Origin of the sequence: Streptomyces carminius (assembly GCF_002794255.1) — a bacterium.
In the GTDB taxonomy this organism is placed as follows: Bacteria; Actinomycetota; Actinomycetes; order Streptomycetales; family Streptomycetaceae; genus Streptomyces; species Streptomyces carminius.
The window spans coordinates 194,406-208,366 of sequence record NZ_PGGW01000058.1 but is presented as its reverse complement, the minus strand read 5'-3'; the positions used below and the strand labels follow the sequence as shown (position 1 = coordinate 208,366).

Sequence of the window (13,961 nt, the reverse complement as noted above, 5' to 3'; positions counted from 1 at the left end):
CCACGCGGCACGCGCGGGGATCTCAACTGTGCGTAGCCGGAAGGTTACTGGAGATGCGGACGGCCGGCCCCGGCAACGGGGAAGCCGCCGCTCCCGCCCGGGAGTCCGGCGCCGGTACGGCCGGGTTGGGTGCGTCCCGCCCGGTGTGCCCGCTCGGCGGCGGGCTGTGTACGCCGGGCCGTCACGCCGGCGGCCGTGGCCGGTCAGCCCGTCAGTTGGTCACCGGTACCGCGTTGCCGTTGGGCCCGCAGCGGACCGTCCAGTGCGTCCGGGAGTGGACACCGCCCTCGCGGATGCGGACGTCGACCCGCGTGGGGGGCCGGTCGCCGGGCACTTCGGCGTGGGCGGCGGTGCAGACGAGCTGGCTGACCGCCGTGACGTCGAGTTCGCCGGTGGCGACCGTCACCGGGACGGAGATGTCGACGGCCCCGTCGGCCGCCGTGGCGGTGAGCCGGCCGCCCATCGGCGGCACCCGACTGATCAGGCCGCGCCCGCGCTCGGCGGAGGTGGGACCCGCCAGGAGGAGGTCGAGGGCCTGCTGCGGGCCGAGCGGGCGCTCCACCGGGCGGGAGACGGCGCGGATGCCGTGGGAGTCGGCGAAGTAGAGGCGGACGAGGCGGGCTTCGGTGCCGGGCCGCTGGACGCCGGAGGCCGGCGCCCCGGCCGGTACGGGCCCGGCGGGGGCGATCCCGCAGCCGGCGGCGGACGCGGCCGCGAGCAGGGCGGCCAGGGCGCCGAGGACGGCCGCCCCGGGACGGGGGACGCGCCGGGGGCGGGCCGGGGGGTGTGTCATCACTGCTCCCGCGGGGCGGTGGCGAGGGGGAGGGTGAGGGTGAAGGAGGCACCGTCGGGGGTGTTGGCCGCGGTCAGGGTGCCGCCGTGCAGGAGGGCGTTCTCGTGGGCGATGGCCAGGCCGAGGCCGCTGCCCCGCGAGCGGGTGCGGGCCGTGTCGGCCTTGTAGAAGCGCTCGAAGACATGCGGGAGGACGTCCTCGGGAATGCCGGGCCCCCGGTCGGTGACGGTGACGACCGCCCGGCCGCCCTCGGCGCGGGCGGCGACGGTGACCGGAGGCCGGCCGTGGCGCAGCGCGTTGCCTATCAGGTTGGCCAGGACGACGTCGACGCGACGGGGGTCGGCACGCACCGGGACCGGAGCCGGGAGGTCGGCGCCGACGCGCTCGTCGCCGGACCAGCCGCGCAACTGGAGGGTCTTGGTCACGAGAGTGCGGAGGTCCAGCTCCTCCGCGCGCAGCGGGGCGGCCCCGGCGTCGAAGCGGGAGATCTCCATCAGGTCCTCGGTCATGCGGGCGAGGGAGCGGATCTCCTCACTGATCAGCCGGACGGCGTCGGCGGTGTCCGCGGGCAGCACACCGGAGGCGGCGTCCTCGTCGAGGACCTCGGTGACGGCGGCCATGGCCGCCAGCGGGGTGCGCAGTTCATGGGAGACGTCGGCGGCGAAGCGGCGCGCGCCCGCCTCCATGCGGCGCAGCTCCGCGTCGTCCCGCTGCAGGGTCTCGGCCATGGTGTTGAAGGAGCGGGTCAGATCGGCGAGTTCGTCGCGGCCCGCGACACCGAGGCGGGTGCCGAACTCGCCGGAGGCGATGCGTTCGGCGCCGCGGCGCAGACGCCTAACGGGGCGCAGGACGCCGCGGGCCGCGAACAGGGCCGGGACCACGGCGACGGCGAGGGCCGGAACCGCCCCGGTCCGGGCCGCGGTGAGCAGGGCGGCGATGTCGGCCCGCTCGTCGTCGAGGGGGAAGGACGCGTACACGGCCAGCCCGGAGAGCCCGCCCCGCTCGTCCTCCCCGCTGCCGCTGCCGCTGCCGCTGCCGCTCCCGCCGTCGCCCCCGTCACCGGGCCGTCCGGGGTCGTCGGCGTAGGCGACGGGCATGCCGACGGCCAGCCAGGGCCGGCCGTCGTGTTCGATGTGCTGGTACACCGCCCGGCCCCGCTCCCGGACGGCCTCGCGGAGCGCTTCGGGCACGGGCGGCGTGCCGGGGGAGGCCGACACCGGCTCGCCGTCCCGGTACGCGGCCGAGGAGCGCCACGCCCGGGAGCCGCCGACCTGGTCGAGCTGGTGGGCCAGGCCGCGCAGCTCCCCGGTGCCGGGCGGGAAGGCCAGACCGGGGGTGAGGGAGCCGAGCTGGACGCGCAGGTCGGCTACGGCGGTGCTCCGGCTGCGCTCCAGGATGGACGAGCGGGCCTGGTGGAAGGTGAGGCCCGCGGTGAGCAGCGCGCCGAAGGCGGTCGCCAGGAGGAAGGCCACGACGAACCGCGCCCGCAGCCCCCTGGGGAGGCGTGGCCCGGTGATCCTCACCGGACGGGCCCGAAGCGGTAGCCGAAGCCGCGGACGGTCTGCACGTACACCGGCCTGCGCGGATCGTCCTCGATCCTGGCGCGCAGCCGCATCACACAGGCGTCGACGAGGCGGGCGTCGCCGTAGAAGGAGTGTTCCCAGACCTGCTCCAGGAGCTGCTGGCGGCTGTGGACCTGACCGGGGCAGGCGGTGAGGAACAGCAGCAGTTTGAGTTCGGAGGGGGCGAGGGCCAGCTCGGTGCCGCGCTTGGACACCACCAGGGTGGTGCGGTCCACGGTGAGGTCCGCGTGGTGCTCCGCCCCCGTCGCCGGGTGCGCCGACGATGCGTCCTGGGCGGGCGCCACCCGCCGCAGGACGGCCTTCATCCGGGCCTCGATGATCTCCGCGCCGGCCGGTTTGACGATGTAGTCGTCGGCGCCCGCCTCCAGGCCGACGACCATGTCGATCTCGTCGCCGCGCGCGGAGAGGATGATGATGGGGATCTGCTTGTCCTCCCGGATCCGGCGGCACACCTCCAGACCGCTCATCCGCGGCAGCATCAGATCGAGCAGCACCAGGTCGGGCCGCCGGCGTTCCAGGGCCGGCAGCCCGGTCTCGCCGCTGCCGGCGACCTCCACCTCGTGGCCCCGGCGCCGCAGCGCGAGGGTGACGCCCCGCTGCACGGCGGGGTCGTCTTCGATGAGCAGGACTCGTGCCATGGGTGACGCACTCTTCTCGGGCCGGCTGCCTTGTTCCACCAGGGTGCTCGAAGCGTATGACGCCCGTTTCCGCATCACATGATGAAACGATGACGGGCCGTCCGGGCGGCGGTCGCGCGGGTTCTGCTGAGGACATGAACAACGAGACCACCAGGACCACTTCCGCCCCGCGCCCCGTGCGCCCCGCCCGCCGCACCGCCGGACTCGCCCTCGCCGCCGCGGCGGCCGTACTCGGCCTCACCGCCTGCGGCGGAGCCGACGACGGTTCCGGCTCCGGTTCCGCCGCCGACCGCGGCACCGGCGCGACCGCCGACGGGCAGCCGTCCGGCACCCTGGGGAACGGCGCGAGGCCACAGCGACTGCTGTGGATGGGCGACTCCATCGCCGAGGTCGAGGCTCCCGCCCTCGGCGCGGCGCTGGAGGCGGCCCGGGTGGAGTTCGCGTCCATGGCCGCCACCGGGGGCGGCGGCGTCGTCGGTGAGGTCGCGGAACCGACCTGGAAGTCGCTCCCGCGGAAACTGGAGTCCTTCGCCCCGGACGTCGTCGCCTACCAGATCTCCAGCTACGACTGGGGCACTCCCGACGAACAGCGCACCGCCTACGAGCGGCTGGCCGGGACGGTGAACGACGCGGGCGCCGAACTCCTCATCGTGTCCGCGCCGCCCATCAGGATGGACGAGTTCTACAAGCCGCACGAGGCCGAGATCAGGACCGCGCCGAAGTCCGCCGAGGAGGTCGCGGACAAGCACCCGGACACCGTCCACTTCCTCGACTCTGCCGCCCTGTGGGGCACCGACAGCACGGCGGACCGGGCGCAGCGCAGCGGGGACGGCGTCCACTCCTGCCAGCAGGGCTCGGCCGCGTTCGCCAAGTGGTTCGGCGAGGAGCTGGGCGAGCTCCACGACTTCGCCCCGGCCCCGGCGAAGGAGTGGGCGAACGGGGAGTGGACCGGCGACGAGATCTACGGCCGACTCGGCTGCCGGTAGCCCGCGACGCGGCGGGCGACCGCCCGCCGCGCCCCGGCCCCGTCCCATTCCCCCTGGGCACGTCCCGTCCTGCCCCGTCCTGCCCCCTCCCCTTTCCCGAGAGAGATTCATGCCCGCTCAGCTCCCGCCGGTACGCGCCGCCCGCCGTGCCCGTACCGCTCCCGCCGCTCCCGCGGCCGCCGCCGCCCCGGGACCGTCCGCGACACGGCACATCGCACCGCTGGACGGGCTGCGCGGGCTGGCCGTCCTGGGCGTGCTGTTCTTCCACACCGGCCACCTGGGCGGCGGCTTCCTGGGCGTCGACCTGTTCTTCGTGCTGTCCGGCTTCCTGATCACCGGCCTTCTGCTGAAGGAGACCCGGGCCCGCGACGGCCGGATCGACCTGGTCGCCTTCTGGGGGCGGCGCGCACGCCGCCTGCTTCCCGCGCTCGCCGTCATGATCGCGGGGACCCTGGTCCTCACCTGGGCGTTCGGCCCGCCGCTCCTGCTCCGCCACGCTCTGGACGACGCGCCGTGGGTGGCGGCGAACCTCGCCAACTGGCACTTCGTCTCCGACCAGGTCGGCTACTGGGACTCGGCCGACACCCGGGTCTTCGCCCATCTGTGGAGCATCGCCGTCGAGGAGCAGTTCTACCTGGTCTGGCCGCTGCTCCTCGGGCTCGCGGCCCGCGGCCGCGCCGCGCACCGGCGCGTCGCCGTTCTGGCCGCGGCCGGCGCCGCCGTCTCGCTGGCCCTCATGATCGCTCTCACCGTCCCGACCGACACCACACGCGTCTACGAGGGCACCGACACCCGCGCCTTCTCCCTCCTCCTCGGCGCCCTGGCGGCCACGGCACCGGCCTCCCGCCTCCTGGCCCGGGTGGGAGACCGCGCGGCCGGCTGGGCGGGTGCGGTCCTGGTGTGCGGGATCGGGGCGTACTGGGCCACCGCCGACGGACAGGACGACCTCTCCCTGTTCCAGGGCGGACTCTTCCTCCACGCGCTGGCCGCCGCCCTGCTCACCGGCCTCCTCGCCCGGGCGCCCCGGAGCCCGGCCGGCCGCCTCCTCGCCGCGCCTCCCCTGCGCTGGTTCGGCCTGCTCTCCTACAGCCTCTACCTGTGGCACTGGCCCGTCCTCCTGCTGCTGAGCGAGGAACGCCTCGGCCTGTCGGGCTGGGGCCGTACGGCCGTCGTCCTCGCCGTCTCCACCGCCGCCGCCCGGCTCTCCAAGGTGCTGGTGGAGGACCCGGTCCGGTACCGGGCCCGCTGGGCGAAGAGCCGCACCGGGCTCGCCGCCCTCATGGTCACCTTCGCCGCGCTGGCGGCCCTGTGGCTCCTCATCCCCCAGCCGCAGACCGGAACAGGCACCGTCGACATCACCCGCCTCCTCCCGGTTCCTCCGGCCGCCGGGTGACCCCGGCCCACGGGAGCCGGCCGCTACGAGCGGTTCGGCCCGCAATGGCCACCTGCGAGTCCTGCACGAGTCGCAGGACCTCGCGGACGAAGGCGCCCTCGATGCCGAGCTCCTCCTCGGCAAGCGCAGCCACCGAGGTGGTTCCGCCCGGTGAGCGTGGCCGACCACCTCGTCGACACGTCGGCACGTCGGTCCTGGTCCGCACCCTGCCGCGCCGGGCAACCGGGGAACGGGAGCGGCGGATGGGCGCCGGACCGGCCGCCCTGTGCGACCTCACCGAACCGGAGGTGCTCCACTCCGCACGTTCCGAGAAGGACCGTGAGGCCATCCAGGGACGGCTGAGCCAGTTCACCCGGTGCTGCGTCCCGGATGAGTGGGTCAGCGCAGTCCGGCGAAGAGATCGTTCTCGGGTACGGCCGCGCCGGTGGCGTCCTGGACACGCACGAAGGTCTCCATGCCCATCAACTCGCCGAACTTCTCCTTGCCCATCCTGAGGAAGAAGATGTTCTCGCCCTGACTGGCGTGCGCGGCCAGCGCGTCGAACTTCTGGCCGCTGAACGCGGTGGTGTCCACCCATGTGGTGATCTCATCGTCGGGGAGGCCGATCTCGGCCATCGCGGCGGCCTCGGCAGGATCCGGCTCCGGCATGTCCGGATGGAACTCGCGCATGATCTCGCCGAACCGCTGCATCATCGAGCGGGGCGCCGTGGTCCAGTACACCTTCGGTGTCAGCGCGGTCATCTCCAGCGCCGCCATCGTGATGCGGTGGGCCTGGATGTGGTCGGGGTGGCCGTAGAAGCCGTTCTCGTCGTAGGTGACGACCACGTCAGGTCGGTAGTGCCGCATGAGTTCCGCGAGTCGGGCCGCGCCTTCCTCCACGGGGGTCTGCCAGAAGGATCCGGGGGCGTCGTTGCTCGGCCAGCCCGCCATCCCGGAGTCGGCGTAGTCCAGCATCTCCAGATCGCTGACCTTCAGGACGTCACAGCTCGCCCTGAGTTCCTGACGGCGCATCAGTGCGACGGCCGCCGGATCGTGCCCGGGATCGCCCGGCTTGACACCCCCCGCTCCGTCACCGCAACCGCCGTCGGTACACGTCACGAGAACCGTGCGGATGCCTTCCGCCGCGTACCGCGCGAGGACCCCTCCGGTTCCGGTGGCCTCGTCGTCGGGGTGGGCGTGTACCGCCATGAGCGTCAAGGGCCGGCCAGTCATCAAGCAGTCCTCCTGCAGAAATACGTCTCGGTCCGAGTGTGCGGCGGGCGTACCGCGATCCCGGGACCCTGGTCCTGTCGGGGCAGACGGCCTTGTGGTCTCCGAGGTTCCCCGCCCGTGCAGCGCCGATCCCTCGGCCGGTGCAACAGTGCCGGCCGGACCCGTTGTTCCCGGCGCGGCTGCACGCTTCAGCGCCAGGCCGGATCCGACTTCCATCCGGCATCAGGCGTGGGAAGCTTTTGTCCTTTTGTGCCCTTTTGAGGCTGCCGTATCATTTCCGCTGGCCGGGCATGGAGTTGGTGTCTCGACGGCAGCGATGACACATCGTGTCGTCCTCTCGGTGGAGGTGCCGGGTGCCGTCGGTGATGGGGCTGCTGGAGGAGCGGGAACGTGCTGCCCGGCAGCGGGTGGAGGCGCTGCAGGCCGAGCCGCGGGAGGCGGAGGCGGTGCTGGAGCGCCGGGTGGTGGCGTTGGCGGAGCTGGCCGAGGCCCTGGCCGCGGGCGCTGTGGCGGACCCGGCTCCGCAGCCGGTCGTGGAACTCGGCGGCCAGGCCGCGCTCGCGCCAGCGGCGGAAGAAGGCATAGACCCGCTCTCACGGCGGGAAGTCGGCCGGCATCGCCCGCCACTTGATCCCGTTGTCCACCAGGTAGCGGATCGCATCGATCATCTGCCGGTGGCAGTAGCCCTCCGGCTGCCCGCCCCGGCCCTCCAGCCATCCCGGCACCGGCAGCAGGTCCCTCACCACCGCCCATTCGGCGTCCGTCATGTCCGACGGGTACGTCGGTCTCCTGTGCGGCCGGTCCGCGGCGTTTCCGAACCGGTGCGCGAGACAGTCACACGACCGGGCAACCGAGTTGGACTCGCCGACCATCCGGACGGAAGACTGCGGCACAGGGCCTCCTGGCGCTCGAAGGACTTCAGCGATCCCGAGCTGGACAGGAGGCCCTGTCTTCATGCCTGCACCGGCCGAAGATCACCCAGCCGAGTCCCCGTCCTCGAACCAATGCTCACCACTAGAGCAACAGCTTCTGAACCCTGGGGTGTGGCCTGCCTTCGCCAGGCCGCCACCACGGCTGCGGCACCGCTGCGCGTCCGGTCAGGGCCCGATGAAGGGCAGGGCGGCGGCGGCCAGTTCGGCGGGAATCGCCGAACCATATGCCGCTCAGCCGGGCGGAACGATGAGTTCTCGATGATGAACCGGGGACTTCGGGCATTCCCAGACAGGCTCCCCGGCGACGACGTGGGCCACCAGAGGGTGCTGGTGTCCGGGGCAGGGGGGAATCGGATCACCGCTTGAGGCTTCGATGAGATGGTCCTGCAGTTGGGAGGCGAGAGACATGACGGCCTCCGCGCGGTCCACTCCCAGCGTGAAATGCGCCGCGAGGGTCTCCGGCTGCTCGGCTGCGCTGTCGGCGATGAACACGACCTCGGATTCGACGGCGGCCACGCCGTCCAGAGCTTCCTCCGGCATCCTGAAGGGGGTGCGACCGACGGGTGCGGTCTCCGTGACGTGCCAGGACTGACCGGACTGGCCCAAGCGGTCGAGGATCGCTTGGGCCAGCCGGTGGATTTCGTCTTCGGGTGCGGGCATTGTCCTAGTTCGTGAGGTTGAGTCGACCGGCGAAGGTCGGGGAGGCGGTGCCGCCCGGACCGATGTTGTGGCGCCGGATGATGTAGTCCTGGTACTTGATCCGGATTTTGTCGTAAACGGGCTTCAATGTGCCGTGGATCTGGTAGTTCGGCGGAACGGAGTGCCGGGCACTCTGGCCGGCGAATGAGCCGTTGCGCCACCGGCGAGGCCCCGTTTCGTTGATGTCGCCCACCACCGTATTCTGACTGGCTGCGGACAGCTCGAAGCCCCAGGACAGCGTGCACGTGGACCCGCAGTAGTACTGCACGTTGAAGGTGCCGTTGCTGTCGATGAACGCCACACCGTTGCCGCAGCCCAGATCCCATTCGTTGGCCTGTGCCGTAACCGGTTCGTTCCCGGTGTGATCTTCACGAATCGCCTCGGCCTCCCCTACCCCGATCGGCTTGCCGAAGTCCGATGTCAGGATGCTCAAGGCAGTCTGAGCAGTGCGGCTTTCCATGCCTGACCAGCGGGAAGAGACGGCCAGGTTCGGAAAGACAACAGCTTCTTGGCCGCCGCATTTCACGCGGCCTCGTCGCCCGCCACTGGAAGAAGCCGACCAAGAACGTCTCCCAGGCGGCTCCCAAGCACCCCCGGAAAGCGCCAGGGGCCCGATCCGCTATGCGGATCAGGCCCCTGAGCTGGTGTTTCTCTGTCGGGGTGGCGGGATTTGAACCCACGACCTCTTCGTCCCGAACGAAGCGCGCTGCCAAGCTGCGCCACACCCCGGAGCAACGAGGACTACTCTAGCCCACGCCCGTGCTCAGGAGAAATCCGGTTTCCCGGGTGCCGGGGTGGGGTGTGGGCAGCTCTCGGAGCGGGGCCCGGGGCCGGTCAGGGGCGTTCGGTCAGGGTGAGGAGGGTGGCCTCCGGGGGGCAGGCGAAGCGGAACGGGGTGTAGCGGTTGGCGCCGCAGCCCGCCGAGACGTGCAGGTGGGCGCGGTGGCCGCCCGCCTCGTGGTGGGACAGACCCCGGGCGCGGCCGGTGTCCAGGTCGCAGTTGGTGACCAGGGCGCCGTAGAAGGGGACGCGGAGCTGGCCGCCGTGGGTGTGGCCGGCCAGGATCAGCGGGTAGCCGTCGGCGGTGAAGGCGTCCAGGACGCGCAGGTACGGGGCGTGGACCACGGCCAGGGACAGGTCCGCGTCGTCCTCCGGGCCGCCCGCCACCTCGTCGTATCGGTCGCGCTTGATGTGCGGGTCGTCCAGGCCGGTGAGGGCGATCTCCTCGCCGGTGTCGAGCTTGAGCCGGCCGCGGGTGTTGGACAGGCCGACCCAGCCGGCCTCGTCGAAGGCGTCACGCATGCCCTCCCACGGGTTGTGGATGGCGCCGACGGCCGGCGGGTTGCCGTTGAGGCCGTGGCGGCCACTGGTCTTCTCCGCCAGGTAGCGGGCGGGGTTGCGCGGCTTGGGTCCGTAGTAGTCGTTGGAGCCGAAGACGTACGCGCCTGGGTACTCCAGCAGCGGGCCGAGCGCGTCCAGGACCTCGGGGACGGCCTCGGTGTCCGAGAGGTTGTCGCCGGTGTTGACCACGAAGTCCGGGCGGAGCCCGGCCAGCGACTGGAGCCAGCGCTGCTTCTTGCGCTGTCCGCCGACCATGTGGATGTCGGAGACCTGGAGCACGCGCAGCGGCCGCATCCCGCGCGGCAGCACGGGGACGGTGACGCGGCGGAGCCGGAAGGCACGGGCCTCGATGCCCGCCGAGTAGACGAGGCAGGCCGCGCCGACCGCCGTGATGCCGAGGGGGACCTTGAGGGAGAGCGGGTATCGCGCAGGCATGTGTTCATGGTCGCAGACGTACGCGCCGGGTGCGGCCCCCGAACGGCCGACGCCGCGCCGCACGGAGGCTGCGGAGGCCGGGGGGAGGCGGGGGAAGCCGGGGCGGCGCGGCGGAATGCGGTGGGCGTTCGGGGCCGCCTCCTGGCACACTTCCGGCATGACCACGCTCAGGACCCGGCTTCAGGACGACCTCACCGCGGCGATCAGGGCGCGCGACGAGCTGCGCTCCGCCACCCTCCGGCTCACGCTGACCGCGATCCAGAAGGAGGCGGTGGCGGGCGAGACGGCCCGTGAGCTGTCCGACGCCGAGGTCGAGAAGATCATCGCCCGGGAGGCCAAGAAGCGGCGCGAGGCCGCGGAGGCCTTCGCCGGGGGCGGGCGTCCCGAGCAGGCCGAGCGGGAGCGGGCCGAGGGCGAGGTGCTCGCCGAGTACCTGCCGAAGCCGCTCACCGACGAGGAGCTGGACGCGCTGGTGGCCGAGGCGGTGGCGGAGGCGAGGGCCGGCGGGGCCGAGGGGCCGAAGGCCATGGGCGCCGTGATGAAGATCGTGAACCCGAAGGTGGCCGGACGGGCGGAGGGCGGCCGGGTGGCCGCCGCGGTCAAGAGGAGGCTGGCGGGCTGACCGCCGACGCGACGGCGTACGGGGAGGTCCCGCCCGTACGCCGGGCGCGAAGGACGCGGGAGAACGACGGAAGGGGTGTCCCGGCCGGTGTTGCCGGCCGGGACACCCCTTCCCGCGTTCCTGGTGGGACGGTCGCGGTCGGTTGTGCGTTACCTGGGACCCCAGCCGCCGTCCTGGCCGCCATCCTGCCAACCGCCGCTGTCGGCACCGCCGTTGTCGAAACCGCCGGGGAAGCCCCCGGGCTCGCCGGTGGGGGTGACGCCGCCGTTGGTGTTGCCGCCGGCGTTGGTGTTCCCGCCCATGGTCTCGGTGCCGCCGTCGGTGGTGCCGCCGGCCGTCAGGTCGGGCCCGAAGGTGAAGCCCGGGCCGGGGATGGAGGGACGGCCGGGGCGCTCGCCGCCGGGCCGGTTGTCGTTCCGCCCGCCGTCGCCGTCGCCGTCGCCGTCGCCGGGCTTGTCCTCCTTGGTCCTGCCGCGCGGTACGTGCACGTCGTTGAAGGACTCCACCGACTCGCCCTTCAGGGCGCCGGTCATCGCGGTCTTCCAGATGGGCCCGGGCAGACAGCCGCCGCAGACCTTGGGGTAGTACTGGCCGCCGATGGTGATGTCGAACATCTCCCGCGGGGTGCCGACGTCGTCACCGACCCAGACCGCGGTGGAGAGGTTCGGGGTGTAGCCGACGAACCAGGCGTCCTTGCGGCCGTCCGTCGTACCGGTCTTGCCCGCGTTGTCGCGGTCCGAGAGCCCGGCCGCCGTACCGGTGCCGTCCTCCACCACGCCCTTGAGCATCTTGTTGATGGAGTCCGCGGTGTGCTCGGACATCGCCCGCTCGCACTTGGTCCTGGGCACCGACAGCTTCTTGCCGTCGGCGTCGACGACCTTCTCGATGGCGACCGGGGAGCAGTAGGTGCCGCGGTTGGCGAACGTGGCGTAGGCGGCGGCCATGGCGAGCGGACTGATGTTCTGGCCGCCCAGGAGCATTGACGGCCTTTGCTCGACGGGCTGGCCGTCGCCGCGCTTGACGCCCATCTTCCCCGCCATCTTCACGACGTCGCACAGACCGGCCTTCTGCCCCAGGTTGGCGAAGTAGGTGTTGATCGACTTCCCGAGCGCGCTGGTCATGTCCCAGGAGCCCTTCTCGGACTCCAGCTCGTTCTCGACCGGCCACTCCTTGGTGCCGTAGGGCTTGTTGCCGCAGACCGTGAAGTCGCTCTCCTTGAAAGTGGTCTTCCAGTCGCTGCTGTAGGTGTGGGTGGGGTTGATGCCCTTCTGCAGGGCGGCGGCGGCGATGATCGGCTTGAAGGTCGAGCCGACCTGGAAGCCGTGGGTGCTGCCGCCCATGGCGTTGTTGACCGCCAGGTTGAGCGTGGTCTGGTTCTTCTTCTGGTCCAGGCCGTACGGGCGGCTCTGGGCCATCGAGAGGATTTTGCCGGTGCCGGGCTCCACCTGGACCACGGAGGCGGCCACCGGGTCGTCCTCGTAGACCTTGCTGGTGGCGGCCTTGGCCGCGGCCTTCTGCGCCTTGGGCGAGAGCGTGGTGTGGATCGTCAGACCGCCGCGCTTCCAGCGCTCCCGGCGCTCCTCCTCGGTCTTGCCGAAGGCCGGGTCGGTCAGGACGACCTTGCGGACGTAGTCACAGAAGAAGCCCGCCTTGTCGGTGGAGGTGATGCAGCCGCTCTTGGGCCTGCTGATCTTCAGCCCGAGGTCCCGCTGCTTCGCCGCGTCGGCCTCCTTGCGGCTGACGGCGCCCGTTTCGGCCATGCGCTCGAGCACCACGTTGCGCCGCTTGAGGGCGTCCTCCTCGTTGTTGAGGGGGTCGTAGCGGGTGGGGGACTGGACGAGCCCGGCCAGCAGCGCGGCCTCGTGGAGCCCGAGGTCGGCGGCGGGCTTGGAGAAGTAGCGCCGGGCGGCGGCCTCGATGCCGTACGCCTGCTGTCCGAAGAAGGTGATGTTGAGGTAGTTCTCCAGGATCTGGTCCTTGGTGAGCTCCTCCTCCACCTGGATCGCGAACTGCAGTTCCTGGATCTTGCGCCCGATGGTCTGCTGGGTCGCCTCGGCGACCTTCTCCGGGTCGTCCCCGGCCTGTTCGACGAAGACGTTCTTGACGTACTGCTGGGTGAGGGTCGAACCGCCCTCGGAGACCTCGCCCTGCTGAGCGTTCTTGTTGAGGGCGCGCAGGATGCCCTTGAGGTCGACGGCGCCGTGCTCGTAGAAGCGCGAGTCCTCGATGGCGATGATCGCCTTCCGCATGGGCGGGGCGATCTTCTCCAGCGGCACCACCGTGCGGTCGCGGTAGTAGTCGGTGGCGATCAGCTCGCCCTCGGCGTCGAGGATCCGGTTCTTCTGGCTCAGCGGGGGCCGTTTGAAGTCGACGGGGATCTCGTCGAAGTTCTCGACGGCCCCCTTCGCGGCCAGCCCGAGGCCGCCGGCCACGGGCAGCGCGACACCGGCCATCACCGCTCCCGCGAGCACGCTGACACCGAGGAACTTGGCGGCCTGCTGGGGACCGGTCAGTCCGCCACCCGAGCGCTTGTTTGCCATGAGGAGCAGCCTACGTTCTCAATCGCCGGACAGGTGAGCGAGTGTTCGCCTACGCTGTATCACGTCTGACACGGTCACCAGGTTCCTTGTCAACCCCCAACTCACTCCATCGGGTGTTGAGGTGTGACCGGATTGAAATCCTATGTCAGCAGACTTCCGGTCAGATTCCCTCGCTTCGCCGGGGAGATGTCCCTTTATGGGGAGAAAGTGCCGGTCGTTCCCCGCTCACTCCGTTGGGTGATCTGCCGCGTACCCATAGTCCGTTCGGACCATTCAAGATTGGGCCCGTCGGGGGTGTTGCGCCCTGCCCGCCTTCCGTAACGTCCTGCCCTGGCAGCGGTGAATATGCCGTCTGCCGCCGTGGGGGAGCCTCGATATTCGGGAGAGGACGGCGCCGGCATGGGCTGGGTAACCGACTGGAGTGCGCAGGCGGCCTGTCGCACTACCGATCCGGATGAACTGTTCGTACAGGGGGCGGCCCAGAACCGCGCCAAGGCGGTCTGCACCGGATGCCCGGTGCGCACCGAATGCCTGGCCGACGCCCTCGACAACCGAGTGGAGTTCGGCGTCTGGGGCGGGATGACCGAGCGGGAACGGAGAGCGCTGCTGCGCCGCCGCCCGACGGTCACCTCCTGGCGGCGGCTCCTGGAGACCGCGCGCAGTGAGTACGAGCGCGGCTCCGGACTGCTGCCCGTGGAGGTCGAATCCCGGGAGTACGAGGCGCACCAGTACGAGGGCGACTACGCCGCGGCGGGCTGACCCGCCCCGGGAACCGCCGCCCCGGCCG

General features: G+C 71.7%; 13 protein-coding genes and 1 tRNA gene. 4 read left to right on the top strand and 10 right to left on the bottom strand.

The window, feature by feature from the left end:
• Positions 1-211 precede the first annotated feature (211 nt).
• From CUT44_RS18120 to CUT44_RS18110, 3 genes are read right to left on the bottom strand one after another with little or no spacing between them, the layout of a single operon-like run.
• Positions 212-793, bottom strand: a complete 582-nt coding sequence (locus CUT44_RS18120; protein ID WP_100202917.1) for a GerMN domain-containing protein — start codon at positions 791-793, stop codon at positions 212-214.
• Entirely contained in the window at positions 793-2,316 is a 1,524-nt protein-coding gene (locus tag CUT44_RS18115; protein WP_100202916.1) for a sensor histidine kinase, read from the bottom strand. The genes CUT44_RS18120 and CUT44_RS18115 overlap by 1 nt, the downstream gene beginning before the upstream one ends.
• The gene (locus CUT44_RS18110; RefSeq protein ID WP_100202915.1) at positions 2,313-3,014 is read right to left on the bottom strand and encodes a response regulator transcription factor; all 702 of its coding nucleotides are present in this window, start codon (positions 3,012-3,014) and stop codon (positions 2,313-2,315) included. The genes CUT44_RS18115 and CUT44_RS18110 overlap by 4 nt, the downstream gene beginning before the upstream one ends.
• Positions 3,015-3,148: 134 nt before the next feature.
• Between CUT44_RS18110 and CUT44_RS18105 the strand changes: the two genes are divergently transcribed.
• Together CUT44_RS18105 and CUT44_RS18100 are read left to right on the top strand one after the other, a co-directional pair.
• Positions 3,149-4,000: an SGNH/GDSL hydrolase family protein gene (locus tag CUT44_RS18105; protein ID WP_100202914.1), complete on the top strand. Its 852-nt coding sequence runs from the start codon at positions 3,149-3,151 to the stop codon at positions 3,998-4,000.
• A 109-nt stretch (positions 4,001-4,109) separates the two neighbouring features.
• The gene (locus tag CUT44_RS18100) at positions 4,110-5,393 is read left to right on the top strand and encodes an acyltransferase family protein (protein ID WP_100202913.1); all 1,284 of its coding nucleotides are present in this window, start codon (positions 4,110-4,112) and stop codon (positions 5,391-5,393) included.
• A 378-nt stretch (positions 5,394-5,771) separates the two neighbouring features.
• Here CUT44_RS18100 and CUT44_RS18085 read toward each other — a convergent pair whose 3' ends face one another.
• The 6 genes from CUT44_RS18085 to CUT44_RS18060 all read right to left on the bottom strand — a co-directional run bounded on the left by CUT44_RS18085 (position 5,772) and on the right by CUT44_RS18060 (position 10,012).
• Positions 5,772-6,605, bottom strand: a complete 834-nt coding sequence (locus CUT44_RS18085; RefSeq protein WP_100202912.1) for a PIG-L family deacetylase — start codon at positions 6,603-6,605, stop codon at positions 5,772-5,774.
• 593 nt (positions 6,606-7,198) lie between these two features.
• Positions 7,199-7,372 (bottom strand): transposase, encoded by a 174-nt coding sequence (locus CUT44_RS34070; protein ID WP_408646754.1) that lies wholly within the window; start codon positions 7,370-7,372, stop codon positions 7,199-7,201.
• 396 nt (positions 7,373-7,768) lie between these two features.
• Positions 7,769-8,197 (bottom strand): hypothetical protein, encoded by a 429-nt coding sequence (locus CUT44_RS18075; RefSeq protein ID WP_100202910.1) that lies wholly within the window; start codon positions 8,195-8,197, stop codon positions 7,769-7,771.
• Positions 8,198-8,201: 4 nt separating this feature from the next.
• Positions 8,202-8,669, bottom strand: coding sequence for a hypothetical protein (locus tag CUT44_RS18070; RefSeq protein ID WP_100202909.1), 468 nt, complete (start codon positions 8,667-8,669; stop codon positions 8,202-8,204).
• Positions 8,670-8,891: 222 nt separating this feature from the next.
• Positions 8,892-8,965: transfer RNA gene (locus CUT44_RS18065), tRNA-Pro, on the bottom strand.
• A 105-nt stretch (positions 8,966-9,070) separates the two neighbouring features.
• Positions 9,071-10,012 (bottom strand): metallophosphoesterase, encoded by a 942-nt coding sequence (locus CUT44_RS18060; RefSeq protein WP_100202908.1) that lies wholly within the window; start codon positions 10,010-10,012, stop codon positions 9,071-9,073.
• A 157-nt stretch (positions 10,013-10,169) separates the two neighbouring features.
• On the opposite strand from CUT44_RS18060, the gene CUT44_RS18055 reads away from it, so the two are divergent.
• Entirely contained in the window at positions 10,170-10,634 is a 465-nt protein-coding gene (locus CUT44_RS18055; protein ID WP_100203056.1) for a GatB/YqeY domain-containing protein, read from the top strand.
• A 149-nt stretch (positions 10,635-10,783) separates the two neighbouring features.
• Here CUT44_RS18055 and CUT44_RS18050 read toward each other — a convergent pair whose 3' ends face one another.
• A complete protein-coding gene (locus CUT44_RS18050) occupies positions 10,784-13,174 on the bottom strand; it encodes a transglycosylase domain-containing protein (RefSeq protein WP_100202907.1) in 2,391 nt (796 codons plus the stop codon).
• A gap of 399 nt (positions 13,175-13,573) precedes the next feature.
• On the opposite strand from CUT44_RS18050, the gene CUT44_RS18040 reads away from it, so the two are divergent.
• On the top strand, positions 13,574-13,933 hold the full coding sequence (locus CUT44_RS18040; RefSeq protein WP_100202905.1) for a WhiB family transcriptional regulator: 360 nt from the start codon (positions 13,574-13,576) through the stop codon (positions 13,931-13,933).
• Positions 13,934-13,961 lie beyond the last annotated feature (28 nt).

Coding starts and splice junctions, on each gene's coding strand:
- CUT44_RS18110 (WP_100202915.1), bottom strand. CDS start 3,014: ATGGCACGAGTCCTGCTCATCGAAGACGACCCCGCCGTGCAGCGGGGC.
- CUT44_RS18050 (WP_100202907.1), bottom strand. CDS start 13,174: ATGGCAAACAAGCGCTCGGGTGGCGGACTGACCGGTCCCCAGCAGGCC.
- CUT44_RS18060 (WP_100202908.1), bottom strand. CDS start 10,012: ATGCCTGCGCGATACCCGCTCTCCCTCAAGGTCCCCCTCGGCATCACG.
- CUT44_RS18120 (WP_100202917.1), bottom strand. CDS start 793: ATGACACACCCCCCGGCCCGCCCCCGGCGCGTCCCCCGTCCCGGGGCG.
- CUT44_RS18085 (WP_100202912.1), bottom strand. CDS start 6,605: ATGACTGGCCGGCCCTTGACGCTCATGGCGGTACACGCCCACCCCGAC.
- CUT44_RS18040 (WP_100202905.1), top strand. CDS start 13,574: ATGGGCTGGGTAACCGACTGGAGTGCGCAGGCGGCCTGTCGCACTACC.
- CUT44_RS18100 (WP_100202913.1), top strand. CDS start 4,110: ATGCCCGCTCAGCTCCCGCCGGTACGCGCCGCCCGCCGTGCCCGTACC.
- CUT44_RS18055 (WP_100203056.1), top strand. CDS start 10,170: ATGACCACGCTCAGGACCCGGCTTCAGGACGACCTCACCGCGGCGATC.
- CUT44_RS34070 (WP_408646754.1), bottom strand. CDS start 7,372: ATGACGGACGCCGAATGGGCGGTGGTGAGGGACCTGCTGCCGGTGCCG.
- CUT44_RS18075 (WP_100202910.1), bottom strand. CDS start 8,197: ATGCCCGCACCCGAAGACGAAATCCACCGGCTGGCCCAAGCGATCCTC.
- CUT44_RS18105 (WP_100202914.1), top strand. CDS start 3,149: ATGAACAACGAGACCACCAGGACCACTTCCGCCCCGCGCCCCGTGCGC.